The sequence below is a fragment of the Erythrobacter sp. genome (assembly GCF_030066995.1).
Taxonomy (GTDB): domain Bacteria; phylum Pseudomonadota; class Alphaproteobacteria; order Sphingomonadales; family Sphingomonadaceae; genus Erythrobacter.
This window is the reverse complement of the sequence record NZ_JASJAP010000004.1, coordinates 43,843-66,484: the sequence shown is the minus strand read 5'-3', so window position 1 is coordinate 66,484 and position 22,642 is coordinate 43,843. Positions and strand designations below refer to the sequence as shown.

The 22,642-nt window shown below is 61.5% G+C and carries 14 protein-coding genes; 3 read left to right on the top strand and 11 right to left on the bottom strand.

What is annotated here, in order from left to right:
- Positions 1-124: 124 nt before the first annotated feature.
- Positions 125-1,705, top strand: coding sequence for a hypothetical protein (locus tag QNI87_RS10445; protein WP_300596201.1), 1,581 nt, complete (start codon positions 125-127; stop codon positions 1,703-1,705).
- Here the strand turns inward: QNI87_RS10445 and rimO are convergent.
- On the bottom strand, positions 1,689-3,074 hold the full coding sequence (gene rimO, locus QNI87_RS10440; protein WP_300596199.1) for a 30S ribosomal protein S12 methylthiotransferase RimO: 1,386 nt from the start codon (positions 3,072-3,074) through the stop codon (positions 1,689-1,691). The two genes, QNI87_RS10445 and rimO, sit on opposite strands and share 17 nt — an antisense overlap.
- A gap of 69 nt (positions 3,075-3,143) precedes the next feature.
- Between rimO and QNI87_RS10435 the strand changes: the two genes are divergently transcribed.
- A complete protein-coding gene (locus QNI87_RS10435) occupies positions 3,144-3,542 on the top strand; it encodes a DUF1761 domain-containing protein (protein ID WP_300596197.1) in 399 nt (132 codons plus the stop codon).
- Between the two features lie 41 nt (positions 3,543-3,583).
- Here QNI87_RS10435 and QNI87_RS10430 read toward each other — a convergent pair whose 3' ends face one another.
- The 4 genes from QNI87_RS10430 to QNI87_RS10415 form a co-directional block, all read right to left on the bottom strand.
- A complete protein-coding gene (locus QNI87_RS10430; RefSeq protein ID WP_300596195.1) occupies positions 3,584-4,636 on the bottom strand; it encodes a potassium channel family protein in 1,053 nt (350 codons plus the stop codon).
- A gap of 19 nt (positions 4,637-4,655) precedes the next feature.
- A complete protein-coding gene (surE, locus tag QNI87_RS10425; RefSeq protein WP_300596193.1) occupies positions 4,656-5,453 on the bottom strand; it encodes a 5'/3'-nucleotidase SurE in 798 nt (265 codons plus the stop codon).
- Between the two features lie 119 nt (positions 5,454-5,572).
- The gene (serS, locus tag QNI87_RS10420) at positions 5,573-6,967 is read right to left on the bottom strand and encodes a serine--tRNA ligase (RefSeq protein WP_300596191.1); all 1,395 of its coding nucleotides are present in this window, start codon (positions 6,965-6,967) and stop codon (positions 5,573-5,575) included.
- 126 nt (positions 6,968-7,093) lie between these two features.
- On the bottom strand, positions 7,094-9,451 hold the full coding sequence (locus QNI87_RS10415) for a TonB-dependent receptor (RefSeq protein ID WP_300596189.1): 2,358 nt from the start codon (positions 9,449-9,451) through the stop codon (positions 7,094-7,096).
- Positions 9,452-9,657: 206 nt separating this feature from the next.
- On the opposite strand from QNI87_RS10415, the gene QNI87_RS10410 reads away from it, so the two are divergent.
- Positions 9,658-10,287, top strand: a complete 630-nt coding sequence (locus QNI87_RS10410) for a TetR/AcrR family transcriptional regulator (RefSeq protein ID WP_300596643.1) — start codon at positions 9,658-9,660, stop codon at positions 10,285-10,287.
- A gap of 104 nt (positions 10,288-10,391) precedes the next feature.
- Here QNI87_RS10410 and QNI87_RS10405 read toward each other — a convergent pair whose 3' ends face one another.
- The 6 genes from QNI87_RS10405 to QNI87_RS10380 form a co-directional block, all read right to left on the bottom strand.
- Positions 10,392-11,258: a hypothetical protein gene (locus QNI87_RS10405; protein ID WP_300596188.1), complete on the bottom strand. Its 867-nt coding sequence runs from the start codon at positions 11,256-11,258 to the stop codon at positions 10,392-10,394.
- 94 nt (positions 11,259-11,352) lie between these two features.
- Entirely contained in the window at positions 11,353-14,670 is a 3,318-nt protein-coding gene (locus QNI87_RS10400; RefSeq protein WP_300596186.1) for a S41 family peptidase, read from the bottom strand.
- An 88-nt stretch (positions 14,671-14,758) separates the two neighbouring features.
- A complete protein-coding gene (locus tag QNI87_RS10395; protein ID WP_300596184.1) occupies positions 14,759-16,819 on the bottom strand; it encodes a S9 family peptidase in 2,061 nt (686 codons plus the stop codon).
- Between the two features lie 85 nt (positions 16,820-16,904).
- On the bottom strand, positions 16,905-19,346 hold the full coding sequence (locus QNI87_RS10390) for a penicillin acylase family protein (protein ID WP_300596182.1): 2,442 nt from the start codon (positions 19,344-19,346) through the stop codon (positions 16,905-16,907).
- A gap of 87 nt (positions 19,347-19,433) precedes the next feature.
- Positions 19,434-22,361, bottom strand: a complete 2,928-nt coding sequence (locus tag QNI87_RS10385; RefSeq protein WP_300596180.1) for an AMP-binding protein — start codon at positions 22,359-22,361, stop codon at positions 19,434-19,436.
- A 119-nt stretch (positions 22,362-22,480) separates the two neighbouring features.
- Positions 22,481-22,609, bottom strand: a complete 129-nt coding sequence (locus tag QNI87_RS10380) for a hypothetical protein (RefSeq protein WP_300596178.1) — start codon at positions 22,607-22,609, stop codon at positions 22,481-22,483.
- Positions 22,610-22,642: the final 33 nt, after the last annotated feature.

Below are 22,642 nucleotides of genomic sequence, written 5' to 3'. Positions count from 1 at the left end.
CGAACGGCGGGATGTTCCGGGGGCATCCGAACTTACTGGAACAGCCGCACGCGCTCGCCATTTGGGGCTTTCCTTTTGCGGCGGTTCGCTAGACAAAGGCAGCCGCAGCAAAGGGGTAATCGCCGTGCCGATTTCGCTCTTCCTTACAAGAGCTTTTTGTCTATCCGCGCTCGCCGTTCTGTGCGTGTCTTCGCTGGCCGCGCAGAGAACCGAGCCCGACACCAAAGAACCGCTTGATTTTTCCGGTATGCGGCCAAGCGATCTCGTGGCGGAGTTCGATAAGGATCCAGCGCGCTGGTACGAAGAGCCGTGTGTGTTTGGCGTTCCGATTGCGGCAGCGCTGCAAGAAGTAAGCCCGGACGACGCCTGGGTTCAGCGCACCTCGCTTTTCGCAAGAGCCTTGTGCGCCGCGCACGAGGATCGTTTTGAAGACGGCATCCAGCGTGTGCGCGAACTGCGCGAGGTTGAGCCCGAAGCCGAGTATGCGGCTCTCACGCTGTTTCTCGCGGCCAAGGCCAAGGACGCCCAACTCGCGCTCGATCTCTTCAGTTGGCTCGACTCAGAATCAATGCCAAGCCTGACGCGTGCCCATTTCTGGCCCGCTTATCGCACGATCCGCGAGGCGGGGCGGGAGGATGAGCTTTCCGATCGGACGCTCGCCTGGTTCGAAAGCGGGCTGATCGAGCAAGCAACCTGGAATATGGAAGCAAGCCTTGCGGACAGCGCGCTCGACGCTGCTGCGCGTCAGGGCCGCGACGACATGGTCGATGATTTACTGGCCGCAATGTCCCGGCCTGACAGCTATATCGACCTCCTTACCGAGCGTCGCTACGCGGCGTTTTGGCCGCAGATCGAGGAACGCGCTGGCGCAAACCTGTCCGCAGTGGGCGAAGAAAACGTCGCAAAGGCCAGACAGGGGCTCGAAGAAAACCCCGACGACAGCGACAAGCTAAGCGACCTCGCGCGTGCGCTGCACTATCACGGCGAGTATCAGGCTGTGATTGACCTTGTAAACGATGCGCTTGCGAACAAGGAAGGTGTGGAGGAGATCGAGGAAGGCGACGCCTGGGCGTTGAACCTTCAGGCATATGCCTATGATTCGTTGGGTCAGACCGACAAGGCCGACGCCATCTTCGACCGGCTCGCGAGCCTTGATCCCGAGAGGAATCACTGGGTCGTCAGTTTCGTGATCAATCGCGCCTCGCGCCTCGTCGGCTATAGCCGGTTTGCAGAGGGGTTGGAGGCGGCCAGGCTTGCGCGCACCGTGCCCGGGACCACTTATGCCGAGATGATCGTCGCCAAGGACCACGCCTGCGCGCTCAACGCTCTGGGGCGCGCCGAAGAGGCCGAATTGGAGCTCGCCTTTCTCCGTGACAACAAGAGCGCTTCCGTCGCCCTCGCGGCGACGGGGCTTTTGTGTCACGGTCTGCGCGATGAAGCTGCGCAGATCCTGCTCGAGGGCCTGCGCGATCCGAGCACCCGGTCCAGCGCGCTGGACGCCTTGAGGCCACCTGAAGCGGACCTGTTCTACACGCAGTCGATCCTCCCCGATACGCACCAGCTGTTGGAGGATCACGCCGAACTCTTGGCCGAACTGGAACAGCTCGCGCGCCCCTTGCCCGAAGCGATGGTGCCTCGCGCAGCGACTTTGCGAGCCGATCTCGAGCTCCCGAATTGGGAAGAGCGCGTCAGCGCGGCTCAATGACACCGAACAGGTCGTGCGCGTCGGCCTCTTCGATGCGCACGTCGACGATGTCGCCAGCGGCAAGCGTTTCGGGCACGTTTCGCAAATAGACCGCGCCATCGATCTCGGGCGCATCGGCCTGCGTGCGACCGTTGGCGCCGATGTCTCCGTCCTCATCGGGCTCGCCGACCTCATCGATGATCACCGGCAGCGTCTTTCCGATCTTGGCTTCGAGCTTCGCCGCTGAAATCCGCTCAGTCACTTCCATAAGCGCCGCGTACCGCTCTTCCTTTACCGCTTCGGGCACCGGATCGGGCAGCGCGTTCGCCGCCGCGCCCTCAACCGGTTCGAAACGAAACGCGCCGACACGATCAAGCTGCGCTTCCTCAAGCCAATCGATGAGGTATCGAAAATCCTCTTCGGTCTCGCCTGGAAAGCCAACGACGAAAGACGAACGCACCGCAATCTCAGGACAGATTTCGCGCCAGCTTTTGAGACGGTCTAGCACCTTTGCCTCGTTCGCCGGGCGCCGCATCAGTTTGAGCACCTTGGGCGAAGCGTGCTGAAAGGGAATGTCGAGATACGGAGTCAGCAGCCCTTCGGCCATCAGGGGCAAGACCCTGTCGACATGCGGGTAGGGGTAGACATAGTGCAGCCGGACCCAGGGCGGCGTGCCATTGCCGATGTCGAGCTGGCCCAATTCGCGCGCCATGTCGGTCATATGCGCGCGGACCTCGCGCCCCTTCCATGGCTTGGGTTCGTGCTTGATGTCGACGCCATAGGCGCTCGTATCCTGACTGATCACCAGAAGCTCGCGCGTTCCGGCGGCCACCAGCTTTTCCGCTTCGCGCAGGACCGCGTCGATCCGGCGGCTGGCCAGTTTTCCACGCAGCTGAGGAATGATGCAGAACGCGCAGGAATGGTTGCAGCCCTCGGAAATCTTCAGATAACTGTAATGACGCGGTGTCAGCTTGATGTCGCTGTCACTGGGTTGCGGGATCAGATCGACGAACGGGCCCTGGCTGGGCGGGGCGTGTTCATGGACGGCCTCGACAACCTGCTCGTACTGGTGCGCGCCGGTGACCGCGAGCACCTGCGGGTGCGCGGCGCGGATCGCGTCCGCTTCCTCGCCCATGCAGCCAGTCACGATGACGCGACCGTTTTCGGCGATCGCCTCCCCAATGGCTGCGAGGCTTTCTTCCTTCGCACTGTCGAGGAATCCACAGGTGTTGACCAGAACGACATCAGCGCCCGCGTAATCCGAGCTCATCGCATAGCCGTCGGCGCGCAGGCGCGTGAGGATACGCTCGCTGTCTACCAGCGCTTTCGGGCAGCCAAGCGAAACCATGCCAACGCGTTTGGCGTCTGGAAGGGTTGTGGTCGAGTTCATGATGGGCGCGCCCCTACACCGCGCCGATCGTTTGCGCTAGACTGAACGCATTGAGGGAGGGATTGATCAATGAGCGACTTTGCACTCTGGCCCGTGCTCGCCGGCAGCGCGGCGTTCTTCCTGGTCGGGATGGTCTGGTACGGCGCGCTGTTCGGCAAGGTCTGGCAAAGGGCGGCCGGGCTGAGCGAGGCCCAGGTTCAAAGCGGCAGTATGGCCTTGATATTCGGCCTGTGTTTCCTCTTTGAAATGCTGATCGCGATGGTGCTGTGGCACTTGCTCGCGCGGGTCAATCCGGCGCCTCATGTGGTGATGATGATGGCGGTGGGCTTTGCCGGCGGCATTATGATCCCGGCGATGGGAATAAACTACCTGTTCCAGCGCAAGAGTTTCACACTGTTCTTGATCGATGCGGGCCATTTCCTGCTAGGCATGGCGGCTATGGGCGCAGTGTTTGTGTGGTTTCTATAGCTTCGCCGGGCCGAGCTGTTCGCGCCCTCCTAAACAAACACTTAGCCCCCGTTCCCATTAGCAGGAACAATCTCGACCACCACGTCGCCCGTCTGAAGGTTCTGGCATTCCTCTTCCCAATAACCGATCGCGCGCCCGTTGCGGTAGATGCGCAGACCTCGCCCGCCGCTTTTCAAGTCGGTGATCGCGCATCCGCATTCTTCATCTTCGACCACTCGCTCGACGAGCTGAACGCGGCCTGAGACCGAGGCAAGGTCGGCCAGGTAATCGGCGATATGCGCCCCTTGTGCGGAGCCGGCAAGCAAGAGGCCAGTAAACCGCACCGGGTTGATCACGTTGTTCGCGCCAGCCTGACGGGCAAGCAATTCGTTGTCTGACGCGCGCACGACCACGCTGATCGGCACTTTTGGCGCGAGGTGACGGACGGTGAGCACGATCAGGATCGAGGTGTCGTCGCGACCGGCGGATACCAGCACGGAACCCGCGGTCTCGATCCGCACGGCTTTCAGGATGTCATCGCGCGCTGCGTCACCCGCCAACACCGCAACGCCGAGTTCCTCGGCGACCTTCAGTCGTTCTTCGCTGGGGTCGACGACCACGATCTTGTTGGCATCAGCGCCGCGCTGAATAAGCTCTTCCACGCTCTGCGAACCTGAAACGCCGAAACCCAGCACGACGATATGATCGGTGAGGTTGTCCTGGATGCGCGCCATGCGCCACTTCTCCCAGCTTCGCTTGATGATGAAATTGTACGCGGTGCCCACGAAAATGAAAAAGACCGCAAACCGGATCGGAGTAACGATCACCGCTTCCTTGAAGCGCGCGCTGTCACTGACCGGCGCAATGTCGCCAAAGCCGGTGGTCGTGATCGAGATCATGGTGAAGTAGAACACGTCGAGCAGGCTGACGTGTCCGTCTGTGCTGTCGACAAGGCCGTCGCGGTCGAGCCAGTGGATGAAGACCACAATGCCGATCAGGATGAAGGCCGCGCCAAGACGCAGAGTGAGGTCAGAATACCACGGCAGATTGACCGCGCGCCTGAGGGGCTTGAACTTGCTCGATATCTTCCGGGAACGTTTGGTTGTGTCAGCCATGAGCGCGCGCGATCCGGCGTTACGCCTCGAACCTTTCGGCGAGGTTTGCAAGCGAGGTATGGTGCGTCAGATCGAGCTGAAGCGGGGTGATCGCGATATGGCCATCGGCGACCGCTTCGAGATCGGTGCCGTGGTCTAGAGTGTGCTCGATAGCATGCAGGCCGAACCAGAAATAGCGGTGACCGCGAGGATCCTTACCCTCAACGACCGAGCCGCGGGAATAATCGTGGAAGCCCTGGCGCACCACTCGCATGCCCTTGACGTCGCTGGCCAGACATGGGGGGAAGTTGATATTGACAAGCGTGCGCTCGTCAAAGGCAGCGTCAAGCAGCGGCTGTATCGCTTTTGGGCCCCATTTGATCGCGGCGTCGAACAGATCGGCGTCGCCTCCGCCATCGATGTTGCGGCGTGTGTTGCCCGATGTGTTGCGTGGGCCATAGACTTGGGAGAGCGCAATCGAGCGAATGCCGGCCAGAGCGCCTTCGATCGCGGCGGATACGGTGCCTGAATAGGTGATGTCATCGCCAAGATTGGCGCCCCGGTTGACGCCTGAGAGGATCAGGTCCGGCGGGCTGTCGAGCACTTCGCGGAGCGCCATCATCACGCTGTCGGTCGGGGTGCCGGTGACAGCAAAGCGCCGCTCGGCAAACTTCTGCAAGCGCACCGGGCGGTTGAGCGTCAGCGAGTGGCCCGCGCCCGATTGCTCTTCGGAAGGCGCGCATACCCAGATGTCGTCGGAAAACTGGGCTGCGATCTCTTCGAGCACGGCAAGGCCCGGCGCGTGGTATCCATCATCGTTGGTTACAAGGATTCTCATTGGCTTGGCCGTACCCCTATCCGTTCATGCTGAGCTTGTCGAAGCACTGTATTTGCTTTTGCCGGACACTGAAGAAGAAGGACAGCCCTTCGACAAGCTCAGGGCGAACGGGTTTTGAGTTAGGGGGTGAGTGTGGTCACCCCGCCCATATAGGAATGCAGCACCTCGGGCACCACAACACTGCCGTCGGCCTGCTGGTAATTCTCGATAATCGCCACCAAAGTGCGGCCCACGGCGAGCCCGGAGCCGTTTAGGGTGTGGACAAACTCGGTCTTTTTTGCCTCACCGGCTACGCGATAGCGTGTGTTCATGCGCCGCGCCTGAAAGTCGCCGGTGTTGGAACACGAGCTGATTTCGCGATAGGCGTTCTGCCCCGGCAGCCAGACTTCCAGATCGTAGGTCTTGCGCGCGCCAAAACCCATGTCACCGGTGCACAGGAGTATCGTGCGATAGGGCAGGCCCAGCGCTTCGAGGATGCCTTGCGCCGCTTTCGTCATGCGTTCGTGCTCAGCCTCGGACTCCTCGGGTTTGACGATGCTCACCAGCTCGCACTTGGTAAACTGGTGCTGGCGGATGAAGCCGCGCGTGTCGCGCCCCGCCGCGCCTGCCTCGGAGCGGAAGCAATCGGTCAGCGCGGTGAGGCGCAAGGGGAGGGCGCTTTCGTCCAGCAGCTCGCCCATGACGCTGGCGGTCAACGAGACTTCGGCGGTGGGGATAAGCCAGCGGCGTGTTTTCTGCTCGACGGACTCAAGAAAGGGCTTGTACTCCTCGGCGGTTCTGCTCGTGGCATCGATTCTACCATTTTCCTGAATGGCCCTGATGAAATCCGTCGGCTCCAGATAGCTTACGGAAGTCTTGAAACTATCCTCTTTGAATTTCGGCAGCTTGTCGGTCCCGTACATGGCTTCATCTTTGACCAGCAGCGGGGGCGCGCATTCGGTGTAGCCGTTAGCGCTGATCTGATGGTCGAGCATGAATTGGCCGAGCGCGCGGTGTAGGCGCGCCATGTCGCCGCGCAAGAAGGTAAAACGCGCGCCCGAAATGCGCGCGCCGGTTTCGAACTCCATGCCGAGCGCAGGGGCGAAGTCGGCGTGCTCCTGCGGCTCGAAATCGAAGACAGGCTTGTCGCCCCAGCGGCTTACTTCGACGTTGTCGTCCTCGTCCGCGCCTTCGGGCACGTCGTCGAAGGGGATGTTCGGGATCACCGCGAGCGCGTCTTTGAGCTTCTCGCCCAGCGCGCGCTCCGCCTCTTCCATCTCGGGCATGGTCCGCTTGAGCTCGGCGACCTCTGCTTTCAAGGCCTCGGCGCTTTCGGTGTCGCCCTGACCCATCGCCTTACCGATCGCTTTCGAGGCTTCGTTGCGACGCGACTGTGCGTTTTGTAGCCGGGTTGTGAGCGCGCGGCGTTCTTCGTCCAGCGCAAGAATGGCCCTGGCCACAGGCTCGGCCCCGCGCCGGGCCAGCCCCGCGTCAAAAGCGTCAGGATCGTCTCGGATCAAACGGATATCGTGCATGGGCGCGCCTATGCCCGCTTCGCATTACGATTGAAAGGCCCCGACAATCCTAGCCCGAAAAGGGCGGGGCGGCGCGCATCCCCCCGATGCGCGCCGCCCCTTGGAGAGCCGGATGAAAACGGGTTCCTAGTAGTTGACCTGCGCGGTCACGAAGAAGCGCCGGGGATCGCCGTAGAACCCCGTCAGCGTGCCTTCGAGGCCGAGTGTCGGAATAAACGGCGTGCCGGGAGGAGTGCCGCCCGCCACAAAGTTGTAGCCGGCAACGATATACTCCTTGTCGAACAGGTTCTTCACGTGCCCGCCAAGACTGAAACGCCCATCGTCGCGCGTGTAAACGATGCTGAAGTCGACCAGCTCAAAGGCTTCCTGATCGAGGAATTCGTTGGGTTGTTCAAACTGGCTAGCTTCGCTGCGGAAGGAGACGAGGCCGATGAAATCGATGATCCCTTCCGCTGCCGGAACACCCAGATTGAAGCCCATATGGCCGGTAAACTCGGGCGTGTTCTGGAAGGTCCGTTCATCCGCCACATCCTCGCCAAAGGCGTCAATGAATTCGTTGAACTGCGCATCGATATAGCCCAGCGACCAATTGACGCTGAAAACGCTTCCCTGGCCGAGGAAGTCCTTGCCGACCAGCGCGTTGCCTTCGAATTCGAAGCCGTTGATGTCTGCGTCCGCGGCGTTCGACGTTATCCCTTCAAATCCATCGATTACCCCGTCTCCATCGCTGTCAAAGCCCACCGAACCCGGGATCTGCACATTGGTGTATTGCCCCAGGAAGGCGGCGATCGCGATGTTCAGTCGATTATCCAGCAGCGAAGCCTTGTAGCCGATTTCGAAGCTGTCGACCGTTTCCGGCTCAAAGCGCATGAACTCAAAGATCTCGTCGTCGCTGACCGTGCCGTTGCCATCGAAATCGGGCGTCGATGTGGTTTGACCGCGCGGGTCAAAGCCGCCACCCTTAAAGCCCTGAGCGTAGCTGAAATAGACGTTGTGATCGGGCGTGGGTTGCCAGCTGATCGAGGCGCGCGGGTTGAAGTCCTCGAACGTGTCGCTGCCTTCGAAATCGCTGGTAACCGCGATCGGTATCGCCGGACTGTCCGGGACGAACAGATCGGAAAACCCGCCGATAAAGGTGGTGCGCAGCACGCGGCTGGTGCGCTTGTCGTTGGTGTATCGGCCACCAAGCGATACGCTGATCGTGTCGGTGATATCGTAGGTGAAATCGCCAAAGACCGACCAGGTTTCGGTGTCGACATCGCCCAAAGTCTGCGCGTTCAGACCCGGTAATCCGATAAGCTGCCCGGTGGTATCAAGCAAAACATCGAAGGCGGTGAAGGCGTTGGCGTTGAGGTAATAGAATCCGAAAACGCCCGAAAGTCGATCGCCTTCGTAAAGCAATTGCAGCTCCTGGCTGAACTGGTCGTTTTCGTAAATGGCCGGAACATCGACATCCGCTTCGGGCAGGCTGTCAAAATCGATCGGCGTGGTCGAGCTGTCTTCGCGGTAGCCGGTGATTGATTTGAGCGTCAGCGTGTCATTCAGCTCAATCGCGATATTGAGCGCGCCGCCATAGGCCTCAACTTCCTGATCGACGACATCGAGTCCCGCGCGGGTGTCAAACACGTTGTCGAGCACGGGCGCACCGGACAACTGGCCGGGAATGAGGCGGTGGCCTTGCCGCGCGTTGGAATTGTCTTTGATGTAATCGCCTGAAAGGCGCGCAAAGACCGGGCCACTGTCAAATTCGATCGTCCCGCGCGCGGCCCACACATCCTTGTTGTAGTTCTCCTCGCCCGTGTTGATGTTCTCGCCAAATCCCCCGCGCGAAAGGCGTGCGCCGCTGGCGCCGATCTTGAGGCTGTCGGTGATCGGGGTCGAGGCGGTCAGGATCAAGTCTGCCTGATCATAGGAACCGTAGGTCCCGCGCGCGCTGAAGCTGGTTTCTTCGGGTAGCTCTGCGGTCACATACTTGATCGCGCCGCCGATCGTGTTGCGCCCATAAAGCGTGCCTTGTGGCCCGCGCAGCACCTCGATGCGCTCGACGTTGTAGATGTCGAGAACAGCGGCCTGCGGACGATTGAGATAGACATCGTCGATGTAAAGCCCCACGCCCGCTTCGAAACCGGCAACCGGATCCTGCTGGCCGACGCCCCGAATAAAGGCGGTGAGCGTGGTGTTGGTGCCCCGGCTGACTTCCAACGTGATGTTGGGCACCTGCTGGCCGACCTGCGTGAGGTCTTGCACCCCTTGCTGGAGGAGGTCTTCTCCCGAAAAGGATGTAACGGCCACCGGCACTTCGAGCAGCGTCTCCTCGCGGCGCCGGGCGGTGACGATGATGCGGTTTTCGTTCGGCTCGGCGACTTCGGTGTTGGCCTCGGCGTTGGGTTCGTCCGCGTTTTGCGCGGTGGCGGGCACGGCGGCGCACGCGACACCCGCAAACCCCGCGAGCCACAGCGCACGGCTGGCGAAAATCCGTTTCATGCTTTCTCTCCCCTGTGAGCTGCCGATTATGGCAGTTGTGCGTACTTTATTGAAAGATGAACCACCTTTCAAGTTTTCTCTTGTGAGACACGCGCCGCAGACTTAGGCAGGAAGGGTGGAGGGGATGGAGTATGGTCGAAAAGGCTCACGACAAAACAGGCGAGCGCGCGGGTGAAGGCGCCGCGTCGCTTGACGAACGGGCGGCGATGCCCGACGCGAAGGTGCCGCGCACCGAACGCGGACGGCGCACCTTGCGCAAGCTGCTCGACGCTTCTGCGATCGAGTTCGGCGAGAAGGGGTTTCATGAAGCGTCGGTGAGTTCGATCACCCGGCGCGCTGGCATCGCGCTGGGCAGTTTCTACACCTATTTCGACAGCAAGGACGCTCTGTTTCGCGCGCTTGTACTCGACATGAGCGATAATGTGCGCACCAGCGCCCGCGCCGCGCTGCGGGAGGACATGAGCGCGCTCGAAACCGAACGCGCTGCGCTGTGCGCGTTTCTAGATTTCGCAAGTGAGAACAAAGAGGTGTACAGAATTATCGACGAGGCGGAATTCGTCGATCCGGCCAGCTATCGCACCCATTACGAGACGGTTGCTGAGCGTATCGGCCAGCGGCTTCACAAGGGAGTTGAGGCGGGCGAGTTTCGCGCCGGACTCGACGAGGTCGAAGCCTGGGCGGTGATGGGCATGAACGTGTTTGTCGGCCTGCGCTTTGCAATCTGGGGCAAGGAAACCGATGCGCTCAGCCATGACGAGGTCGCAGGCCGGGTTAATCGCTTGTTGGAATCCGGGGTCGCGCGCCACGACGAACCGAGCGCGCGCGACACTTTATAGCCCCCTGTTAAGGACGCATTCCCGGTCTTTCTGTCACCCTCTGGACTCGCTAAGTCTCACAGAGCGCAAGGAGACGCGATTGGATGTAGGCCTTCGCGACCTCGCTAAGCCGTCGGCAGACCCAGATCGACCTTCGAAGAGGCGCCGAGGAGTTTACCTTCCTCAACCTCAAGCGCAGCGGGCCGCTCAGCGCTCGGATAGGCGGTAGCCAGAAGGTCCAGAGCGGCCGTGATATCACTGTGCAGCCCCGAATTGTAGGTCTCGATCGCCGCTCCGTCTCGCTCAAAGGCGCGCGCGGCGGCCTTGTAATAGCCATAGCCGTCGAGATAGGGCTCATAGGTGTCGTTGCCGGTGGCTTCCCGATACATGCTCGCCGCGCGTCCGATCTGATCCGCGACCACGCCCGCGGTCACGGCTCCTTTGCTGAGATCGCCAGTGGGCGCTTTGGCGGCTGCCTCTTCCAACGCGGCCATGATCGCTTTGTAGGCTGCGCTGACTTCCTGCTCGTTATCGGCCTTGAGCGCAGCGCGGGACGCTTCGTTCATCGCTGCCGTGAAGTCCTCGACACCCAGTTTCTCAAACACCGGAGCCATGTCGGTGAGCACTTCAGAGACCGGATGACCGAACATTTCCGCTGCTGCGTTGGTCTTGCCCACAGCGTAGGCGTCGAGCCCGGCAATGGCGTGCGCTTCGACAATCGCGAGCGCAGCGCCGTAAACGACCGGGTCGCTCGCCGCGTCACCTACAGCGACACCGCCTTCACCCCCTTCACCTTCGCCGCCTTCGCCTTCGCCCCCTTCGCCTTCACCACCCTCACCTTCACCGGCTTCGCCTTCACCGGCTTCGCCCGACACAGAGCTATCGGCGCCTTCGCCTCCTTCGCCGCCTTCTCCCGCGCAGCCTGCAAGGCCCGCACCCACGAGAGCGGTCGCCAGACCCAGACCCGTCCAGACTTTGATTGTCGATTTCATGTGTGATTCCTTCGCTCAACCTTGCCGCCGCTATACCGCTTGGGCTACCAGTTGCAAATCATTATCAATAGACACGGTGCGCGCGAAACAAGTGTCAATCCAGCTTTGAGACGTCCGCCGCTGGCGTTCCCAGAGGGCTGAGCGGGCGCGGCGCGAGGTCGGGTATTGGCTCTTCCTCGATACGCGCTTGCAGCAAGCCGACCGCCGCCTCAAGCTGCGCGTCGTCGCCCTGATAGGTCGCGTAAGGGCCATTTTCGACTTCGTAGTCCGGCCCCACGCCAATGCCTTCGACAATCCAGTTTCCGTTGATGTCGTATTGCGCGTATTCGGCGATGCGCACGCCCCCATTGTCGATCACCCGGGTGCGGTCGGAAAGCCAAATACCTGCGCCCGCAGTGCGCTTGCCCACCAACGGTCCGATGCCCAGCGATTTGATACCGCCCGCAAAGGTCTCACCATCGGAATAGGTGCGCTCATCGATCAGCACCGCGATGTGCCCGCGATAGGCGTTCTGCATGTTGGTGTATTCGACGCCTGAGCCATCGGGCGCGCCCCAGAATGCCCAGGGGCGACGAAGCAATTGAGCGATCAGGATGCTGTCGATGTTGCCACCCGAATTGTTGCGGACGTCAATAATCATCGCGTCCTTATCGAGCTGGCTGAAGAAGTCGCGCGCAAAGCTCGCAATGTCGCCGCCGCCCATTGCGCGCAGCTTGAGATAACCGATCTCACCGCCCGAAAGCGCGGCCACCGCCTCTTTGCGCCCCTCGGTGAAGTCGTAATACTCCGCCATCGCTCGCCCGCGCGCGTTCATCGGGGTGACGATCTCGCTCATCCTGGCGCCGGAGCGAGTCAGGTCGAGCCGCACCTGCTGGCCCGCCTTGGACGCCAGAGCGAGGCGCAAGTCGGCGAGGGAGGCGACGGGGCGCCCGTCGACCTTGGTGATGACATCGCCTGCGCGGACATCGACACCGGGACGGCGCAAAGGTGGCTGAAGCTCGACCAGGTCCGCTTCACCGCGATAGACGCTGTCGATGCGAAGCCCGCCCGCTTCCGGTGTGTAGCGCGCGCCGAGGAAGGCCAACTGGCTGTTCTCCTCATCTTCGGGCTGGTCGCCGCCGCGCACCTGACTGTGCAGGATGCCGAGTTGCGCGGCCATCTGGCCCATGATCGTGGCAAGTTCGGCGCGCGTGCCGATCCGCTCAACCAGAGGTTGATGCTGATCGCGCACCGCATCCCAATCGACCCCGCGCAGCGCCGGATCGTAAGCGAAATCGCGGTGCATGCGCCAGGCGTCGAGGAACATTTGCGACCATTCCTCTTTTGGATCGATGGTCAGGCGCCAGTCCCCCAGGCGCACGAGCTTGCCGTCTAGCTTCTTCGGCATCTTGTCCTTGGCCGGGACGAGCGCAAAGCGAAGCGCGTCACCCTGCTGCTGCACCACCGCGATCGTCTTGCGATCCGCTGACATTGAAAGGCCGAGCGCTTCGGGCACGAACGTCTCAATCTCGGGGTCGTTCTTGTCGATCGTGATCGAAACCCACTCACCGCCGATTTGAGTGTAGAGGAATTCTTTGGACGCCAGCAATTGACGCGCTGCGCCCGGCTTGACCGGCAGCTTATAGAGGCGGTCTCGAAGACCGGCGAGGGTGACGGCGGCCTTGGTCTCCTCGTCCCCGTCGGTCTTGTCGTCGCTGTCGTCGTCTTCGCCGTTCTCCTCGTCCTCCTCTTCGTCGTTTTCTCCGGTTAGCTCGTTGTCGGCGCGGAAGGCGAATTCGGCTTGCGGATCAAGCTGAAGCGCGTGCAGTTCCCCGCGATCGGGGAAGGAGACGCCCATGTTGCGATCGCCCCAGGGGCTGCCGGGCTCGGGCGTAAAATTACGATCGGAGATGAAATACAGCCACGCGCCATCGGCGGAGAAGACCGGAGCGTGGTCGTTGAACTTGCCCGAGGTCGCCTTCACCCTTTCGCCGGATTCAAGGTTCTGGACGTAGATGTTGCTGATATTGCCGAAGTTCTCCGAACCGGTTTCGGAATAGGCGATGTACTCGCCGTCCGGCGAAAAGACGGGCGTGCTGAAGGGGTTGTCGTCGCCAGTGGTGTTTTGCGAGAGTAGAGTAACCGCGCCGGTCTCAACATCCACCTTTTGCAGGCGTGCCTCTTTGTCCCAGACCAGCAATGACTTTGCATCCGGGCTGACGGCAAAAGACCAGATATGCGCATCGTAGCCCTTGGTTATAGCAACCGGTTCACCCGTGCCGTCGGCGGCCATTCTCACGATTTCGCGCGCCTCGCCCTGATCAAGGATCATGAAGACGTTATCGCCCTCAGGCCCAGCGACCGCCTCACGCGCACGTGCGCCGGCTGGGATCATGAATTCGACCCGGCGACGCTGGAGAGGGGCGGCTAGCGCGACTTCGCCGCGCGCGGTAACGGTCAGGCTTTTGCCCGATGGTGTGATCCGCGCCGCGTCAATATCGCGAAGCGGGTTTTCGAGCGTGCGTGAACGGGTCTGTTCGCGATCGGTAACGAGGTCGATCGAGAGGGTTTCCAAAGCGCCCGAAGCGATTGTGAATACATGCAGATCCGCGCCATTCTGAAGGAAGATCTCGCCCCCGTCGATTGCAGCCTGCAGCACCGGGAAGGGGAATTCGTCCGATTCCTTGGTTGCATCGCCGCCGTCTTCTGCGACCGACCAGATCGCATCCGCACCGCTCTTGTCGGAGACGAAGTAGATCCGACCCGCATGGGCCATCGGCATGCGGACCGGTGCGCCAAAATCGGCGAGCAATTGATTGGCTTCCTCGCTGGAACCCAAGGACCAGTTCCACAGCTGCGCCATGCCGCCGCCGCGATAAAGCACCGCGTTGTCGCGCGCCCGAGCGTAAAGCCCCCGGCGAGAAAAGAAGAGCTTCGACTTGTCCAGGCTGTACGTCGCCGCGTTGGCGCGCCAAAGCGGGATTGGCGTTGCCTCACCACCGTTTGGCGAAATGGTGTACAACACCTCGCCCTGGCCGTTGCCGGTTAAGCGTGAGGAATAGACGATTTGGCCATCGGGGGACCACCCCACGGTGCTGAGCCCGCCGCCCTCAAAGGTCAGCCGTCTTGGCGCGCCCCCGGCGACCGGCATCACATAGATGTCATCCCCGCTGTCATAGCTCGCATTGAAGGCCACCATCGTTCCATCGGGAGACACGCGCGCGTTGCGCTCTTCCTCTTCGTGGTTGGTAAGCCGGATCGCGGTCCCGCCTCGGCGCGATGTCCGCCAAAGGTCTCCCTCGCTTGCGAACACCAGCACATCGCCCCGCGCGCTCGGATATTGATAGAAGCCTTCTTCCGCGACAGCCGGGGCGGCAACGCTGCACAGTAGGGCCGCTGCAAGCGGTAGCCGCCGCGTGGTGAAGAGCTTCATTATGGTGTTCCCCGTTTTTTAAAGAAGGGCGCGGGAACCCGCGCCTTTGAGATGTGTGTGTTATCGCCCGTGCGCGGCAGCGCAAGGGTCAGTCCGCTGGCGGTTGGGCCGCGGCGTCTTGGACCTTGTGCTTTTCAAACCAGGCGAGCGTGTAGTCGGTCTTGGCGTTAAGCCGCGAGGGCCGCGAGGCGATGCCGTGATTGGAGCCCGGAATGCGAACCATGACCGAAGGCACGCGCAGAAGCTGGAGCGCCTGATAAAACTGCTCGGTTTCCGAGATCGGCGTGCGGTAGTCGACTTCGCCGGTAATCAGCATGGTCGGCGTCGTCACATTGCCCACGAGACTAAGCGGTGAACGTTCCCAGTAATGATCAAGATGCTCCCAGGGCGGTCCGGGAAACTGGTTCTGGATCTGGCCGATATAGCTATCGGCGGTCAGCACCTTGGACACCCAATTGATCACCGGTTTGGCCGCCACCGCCGCGTTGAAGCGATCCGTCAGACCGATTGCGTAAGCGGTGGCTATGCCCCCCGCGGAGCCTCCGGCGATGAACAGATTGTTTTCATCCGCAAAGCCGTTTGCGATCGCCCAATCAACCGCCGACATATGATCGGCGAAATCGTCGGGGCTGGAATATTTGTACTGGAGAAGGTTCGCGAACTTGCTGCCATAGCCGATCGAGCCACGATGGTTGTCGTAGATCACGACATAGCCCGCCGCAGCCATACGTTGTAGCTCGGCGGAGAAGTGTGGGCCATAGGCAAGATGTGGGCCGCCGTGGATTTCGATGATCAGCGGGTAGGTCTTGCCTTCCACATAGCCGGGCGGCGTGATCATCCAGCCTTGGATTTCCAAGCCATCAAGCGAGGACGGGTAGGTGAAGCTGCGAAGCTGTCCCAGATCGCGATGGGCGAGCAAATCCTCGTTGAGCGAGGTCAGTTGCACCTCACGACTGCCCCTCTTGGCAAACAGATCAGCGGGACGCGCTGCGCTGCCCTTGGTGTAGACAATCCTAGCGCCGGGCCGCGCGTCAAAAGCACCGCTGACATAGGGGCGACCGATCGTGGTCCCGCCAATGCCCTCAGCCGCGACGCGGCGGCCACCGCTGGTGTCGACCACGCCAATATGGTTCTCGCCCCTATTCTGAAAGGTGTAGGCGATTTCGCTGTTCGAAAGCCAATGCGGGTCGCCTGCTCTGCGATCCAGCCCCTGGGTCAGGTTGCGCTGGCCCGAACCGTCCGGCGCCATCACAAACACATTGGTCGGCACAAATGGCACGCGTTCGTTGCTGCTCGAAAGGAACGCGATGCGCTTGCCGTCGGGCGAAACCTTCGGGCTGGCTTCGACGCCGGGCTGGCTCGTGACATTGCGCAGCGAGCTGTCGGCAACACCGATTGCAAAAATGTCGGCCTCGCGCGATTGCAGCTCCCAATCGGGGTTGCGGTTGGCTGAGAAGAAGATTTCCGAGCCATCGGGGGTGAAAGCAAGATCGCTGCCGTGGTTGAAATCGCCTTGGGTCAACTGGCGCGCGGTTCCGCCTTCGGCGGGGAGGATGAAGACGTGGTCATAGGCGAGCTCAACAAAGCCCGACCCGTTGGTGCGGTAGCGCGCGCGATCGATCACGATCGGCGGCTCTGCCCACTGGGCGCCTTCTGGCTTGCTCGGCGCGCTCACCAGCTTTTCGCTTTGGCCCTTGACCGCCATAGTGAAGGCGATTCTCGCGGAATCCGGGGACCAGGTAAGGCCACGTGGCGACCGTTCGAACGCAGCGATCAGCGCCTCTCGACCGGACGCAAGATAATGCACGAAAAGGCCCGTCCCCGCTTCGACTTTGCGCATGTAAGCGATTCGCGTCCCGTCGGGTGACCAGCGCGGGGACCGATAGGACCCTTCGCCGGCAAGCAGCGGCTCATGCCCGTTGCCATTGAGATCGACGATCCACACATGGCTCAGCGTGCGGTCAGTCTGGATGTCATTGAACCGGCGTAGATAAAGCGCCTGGCGTCCATCGGGCGAGACCTGCGGGTCATCGGCCCATTCCAGCTCGAACACGTCCTCAGCGGTGAGAGGGCGCAGGTTAGTCTTTGCCGTCTCCTGCGCGTGCGCTGTGACGGAAAGACTGGCGATCAGAGTCGCAAATGCGATCATTGGTTTCATATGATGCCCCGGATGCTCGACAAAGTTAGGGCGAGCGCTGTGCTCAGGAACCCTACGTTTGGCAATCGCGCTGGTTTCAATCCCCCGCCAGTTGAACCGGAGTGAGCGTCAGCGTGGATTGGGTGTCGGCCTCGATCTTCTCATCGGAAAACCACCAGTAGACTTGCGCGTCGGGTTCCATCCAGGCGTCGATCTGGTTCGCCAGATGCGGGTGGAACGTCCGGCCCACAACGCCGCCTGGCAGCACCGCGCGCACCTTGTCGGGATCGCTGAGGTCGGCGGTCATTCGCAGCGAGGCAAACCACTTGGAACCAAACGGCTCATCATAGGGATAAAGCGCGCGCAAGAGCGTTTCGCCCGAGCCCCCTAATTCAACCCTGCGATTGCCGGTAAGATCGCCCGCAAGGCCGCTTTGGCGAAGTGGGCTCTGAAACCTGATCGCGTGAACCTTGCCCCAAACCCAGTTGGCCTGGTCCGCGCCGTATTGCTGTGTCAATCGCTCAAGCGCAGCTGACCCCGCGCGGTGGACGAGATCGGCCAAAGTCTCCTTATCCGGTGTGCGAGTGTCGTCGAACCAGTCTGAGGTTCCTTCCCGGACCATGACCTCAAATCGGCTCTGCCAGACATACCAGTTGGACAGATAGGCTTGCGTCGCCTCTGGCCCCAACTCATCCTCGAACGTCTGCCTTGCCAACTGCCGCGCAATTTCCTGAAACAGGGTTGGTGCCAGAGCGTCCGCAAGGTCGCGGTGATCCCAGTCCTGAAGGACTTCGCCCGCTTCGCGCAGCTCCGCTTCCTGCGATTGCACCAGGACTCTCGCGAGGATAGGAGCAAGCTCGCGCGCGTAGAGGTTGGTCACATCATATTGCGCCGCCCACGCTTCTGCTGCGCCCACTTTGTCGGCTGCGAAAATCTCTTTCATACGGCGATAGCGATAGGGCGGCGAGGCGTAGCTGGTGTAGGTGTAGGGGTAGTCGCGCGGGGCGGTCATGTGGTTGGCGGTGCCGGTCCAGCCGCGCGCCGGGTCGATCTCTCCGGGCATCTCGGAAGGCGCAATTGGCCCGCCCCAGTTGTCCGTGGTGTCCGTAACAGGGAAGGGCGTCATCCCGTCGCCCCGCAGCCGAATAGGTGCGGCACCGCTCGCGCGCCGCGCCACGCGACCGGTCACATCGCCGACGACAAAATTGATCGAGACGATGCGCGTTTTCTCAATCGCTTCGAGCGCCTGATCCACATCCTGCGCGAGCATCAAAGTGTCCAGACCTAGGTCACCATCCATGTATTCCGCAGAGGCCCAGCGCATCGAAATGTGCGCGTCGCCGACCCCGCGGTCCGTATGATCCGTAATCAAGGGCCCCCGGCGCGTTGAGCGAACGGTCAGCGTCTCCTGGCGAAAGCCGGCGGCCTTGGTCTCGTCCTTGATCAGTATCGGCTCGGCGATGATCTCAAGCGGGATCGAGGTTGCGCCTTCGAGATAGTTCTCGGAATTCTCAGGATCGAGCGTCTCGATATAGAGATCGACCGCATCGGCGTAGGCGTTGGTCACTCCAAAGGCGATGCGCTGATTGCGGCCAATGACCACGCCCGGAAGTCCGGCGCTGACGCCGACAATGCGATGCTCAGACGTAATGAGCGCGACCGGATGCCAAGGCCCAGGCAGGTTGCGGCTGTCGAGATGCGGGTCGTTGGTTACGATCGCTGCGCGCTGGCCCGCCTTGGCGCCGCTCATTGCCCAATTGTTGCTGCCTCCATGCCCTTGTTCGCGCCAGCCCCCCTTGATCCATTGCGAAAGAGGCGCGGTCTTGCGGGCAGAGCGAATGGGACGCTGCGCTGGCTCCGCGGTCTCAGTCGGCTCTCCTTCGTCATCCGGATTGACGACCATTGGTGCGATCTCGCCGAACTTCTTCTCGCCCACTGCCATTATGACCTTGTGCGCAATCAGCTCACCATCGAAGTTGGCCGCGCTTGCCCAGCCGAGGAAAAAGCCGGTCGCGAGCAACTCGGTTGTCGTCCAGACCTGCGGCTCGAAGCCCGAGAGCTTGAACTCGATAGGGTGACTGTCGGCGTGCTGGAGAATGAAGGCGTTGAGCCCGGAGAGATAGGCCGTCATCGCCGCGCGCGATTCTGGGGACAAGATAGCCTCCTGCCGCGCGGCGATCCGGTAGAAGCCAACGGTGCGCGCTTCGCGATCGAGGTTGAGGATCGCCTCGTCTTCGCCCGGCCCAAGCGCTTCGGCCAGTCGCCCTGTTGCGGCTCTTTTGGCAAGCTCCATCTGGAACAGGCGATCTTGTCCTGCGACAAAGCCCTGCCCGACAAACGCGTCTTCTAGCGTCTCGGCGTAAATGTAGGGCATCGAGTTGCTGTCGCGAACGATCCGGATCGGGGCGTTGCCGCCCGCCACGGCGATTTCTCCGTTGACCTGCCGGTCGTTTATGCGCGGCAAGAAAAACCACAGCAAAACGCCCGTCAGAACCACCAGCGTCACAAGGAGCAGCGCAACCCGGATCAACCACTTCATGAAGTCCTCCCTTTTGGCCCGCAGCTTTTGCGTGGAAAGCGCGCAAGAGCAAGAGGGGGGCTGCACACCGATCAAGCGGCGTGGTTCTTAAACGCGCGGCAGGCTCTGCTGGCGGCGCAGGGCTTCCGCGTTGAGCTGCCCAGGAGCTGTCCGCCAAACGCGCTCAAGCGCTTCGGCTTGCTGAAGCATAAGACTGAGGAGTTGTTCCTCGCGGGTGCGGCCCTTTGCAACGAACGGCGCGTGAAACTCGATTGTGATGCGGCCTTCGTCGTGCAACCGTTGATCGGCCGGGATGATCACGGATCGTGTGTCGAGCGCCAGCTCGGCAAGGCCCGGGCGCACGGGGCGCCGGCGCCCGAAGAAAGGCACGGTGATGCCGCCTACGCCTTCGATGTTGTCCATAAAGACGCCGACCGTGCCGCCTTGGCGCAGGATACGATGCGCGTTGTGGATTTGCGCGACGCGGGCGGATGGGACGTATTCGATGCCTCGCGCGCCGGTGCTCCGGGCCACAGCACCCATGCCGTAGAATTCCATGCGCTCAGCGGTCTGATTGCCGATTACGCCGAACGGCTTTTCGGTCAATTCGGGCACGTATTTGTAGAGGCCCTGCAAACGCGACGTCACAACCCCAAGGACAATGCCGTAGCCGCCCTCTCGCGCCCGCGCGATGCGCTCAAGGCCGAGGATCGTTACATACTTGGCAAAGAGCTCTGGGTCGCCAAGCACTCTCTCGCGCCAGATCACCCAGGTGTAGGCGCGGGAGACTTCGCGCCGGATCGCGTCTGGGTCTGCGTAGTCGTTCTCCTCCAGCAGTGCATCGAGCGCCTTTGACAACGGACGCATGGCGCGATGGTAGAAGGCTTTGGTCCCTGCCACTCGATCGAGCAATCGCGACCCCATTTCATACGGCATTTCCCAGGAACCGGCTATCGGACCGTGATCGCGCAGCCGCCAGACAAGCCGTTCCTTGAGCGATTTCTCTTTCTGATCTTTTGTCGGCGTGCTCTTGCTTGTGGACGGCGATGATGGCTCTGGTGGTCCACCCTGCTGCCCGACCCCATCGCTCAGCAAACCCACTAGGGTACGAAGAGTAGGGACCGCGTAGAACTCTTCCTGCAGAAGGGATCGACCGCTTGCGTCCTCGATTTCGAGCAGGACGTTGGTCATGGACAGCGAGTCGACGCCGAGCGCGAAGAGGTCTTCATCCTCTTTAATCGAAGCCACGCCCGCATGCTCAAGAACGCGCACTTCCAGCCACGCGCGCAAGGCGTCGCGATCGCCGATGCCCGGGAACGCCGATGCGTCGCCAGAGGAGGAGGTGAAGCGCGGCATCTCATATTCGAACAGCGAGTTGAGGCCGCCCGCGTGGTAGAGCTGGGCCGCGCTGGGACGGCGGATCTTGCCACTGGTCGTGCGCGGCAGGGAATTTCGGCGCACCAGCGCAATCCTATAGGGTGATAAACCAAATTGGTCGCGGAGCGCGCTGGTAAAGGCGGACACAAAGTCGAACGCATGCAAACGATAGTCAAAGCTGCCGGCAACCTCAGCCAGTAGGCCGAAAGTTTCCTGTCCCTTATGCGTAAGCGGGATGGCCACCACGCGTCCCTCGCGCACGAGCGGTGACGCCGTTTCAGCCAGAAGCTCGATGTCCCGCGCGTGGAAATTCCGGCCACGCACAATGATCACGTCCTTCATCCGCCCGGTGATGTAGAGGTCACCATCGTGCACGAAGCCAAAGTCGCCCGAGCGCACATAGCGCTTGCCCGACGCTTCACCGGCTATCTCCTGGCCGAAGGCTTGCGCGGATTCTTCGGGGCGCTGCCAATAGCCTTGCGCCACATGCGACCCCGTTATCCAGACTTCGCCTACACGATCTGCGGGCAGGCGCTGAGAGGTTTGGGGCTCGACGATCGCGAACTCGCAATCGATCTGACCACGTCCGCAATTCGCGATGCGCTGAGCCTGGTCCGGGTCTGAGCACAGCGTGATTTCACCTTTGGTCAAAGATTCCCGGTCCACATCGATATATCGCGGACGGTCATCGGTCGGGTAGCTGACCATCACTGTGCATTCGGCCAGGCCATAGTGCGGCACGACAGTCCCGCGCGGCAAGCCGAACGGAGCGAATGCGGCTTCGAACTCTTCCACGCCCTTCCAATCGATCGGCTCGGAGGAGTCGACGATCAGCCGCGTCGAAGACAAATCGATTTCGCCCGGCCTCAACGTGTGGGCCAGGCGGGTGCACAGGCCAAGGGCGGAATGCGGCGCAGTGGTATGGGTCCCCTGGACGCGCGCCATAAGGCGCAGCCAGCTCAGAGGACGGCGCACAAACGCTTCAGCGGGCATCAGATGGAGCGGAATCTTCAAGTGCACGCTCATGTAGAAGTTTCCGATCAGGCCCATGTCGTGGAAATGCGGGACCCAGCTGACGAAAGTCTCTCCACCCGCGTGGTGCTCTTCCGACATCATGCGCAAATTCGTATCGAGGTTCCCGTGCGTGACCACCACGCCCTTGGGCGCGCTGACCGAACCCGATGTGTACTGAATGAAGGCGAGATCCTTCTTACTGGTCGCAAAGGGTGGCGCTGGTTCCACCACGCGCCGCGCATCGAGTTCTTCAAAGCTGACGATGTCGATCGTGTCGCCGAGCTTGCCGAAATCGCTGAGGTGCTTTTCAAGGCACAACAGCCCTGCGCTCTGGCTGTCAGCGATAACACCGCGAAGCCGCTCGGCGCCGCTTGCGTCGGTTGGCAAGGAGGTCGGGATCGGAACACAGCCCGCGTAGTGGGACGCCAATTGGCAGGCGTAAAACTCAAGACCTTGCGGAAAAGCGAGGAGCAATAGCGCGCCAGGCTCAAATTCCCGCGACAAGGCTGTGCCAAGCTCCGCGACAGTCTCCCAAAGCTCGCGCCACGTCAGGCTTTCGGGGTCTGAGGAACTCGTCTTGTAGTAGGAGACAGCTCGCTCGCCAGGGTGCTCCTTAGACCAGCGTCGCAGTTTCTCGAGTATCATTCCGCCGCTGTACGTCCGGACAGGAAAAAAGGCACGACCAGTATGAGATCGTGCCTTGCCGAAGGTCTCAGGTTCGTTCTGCAGCTGCCGTATGGTCACCGGCGCTGCTTACGCACTGACTACGAAATCAGGGCATCATCCTTGGCGCCGCTGCCATCGTCCGGGCCATCACCACCGTTTTGAGTGAGCTCTTCAATCTTGAACTCCTCAATCGACGGCTTCGTCCATGTCTTTTTACGTTCGAGCATCTCTGTCTCCGTGTATCAGAAACGTAATAGCGG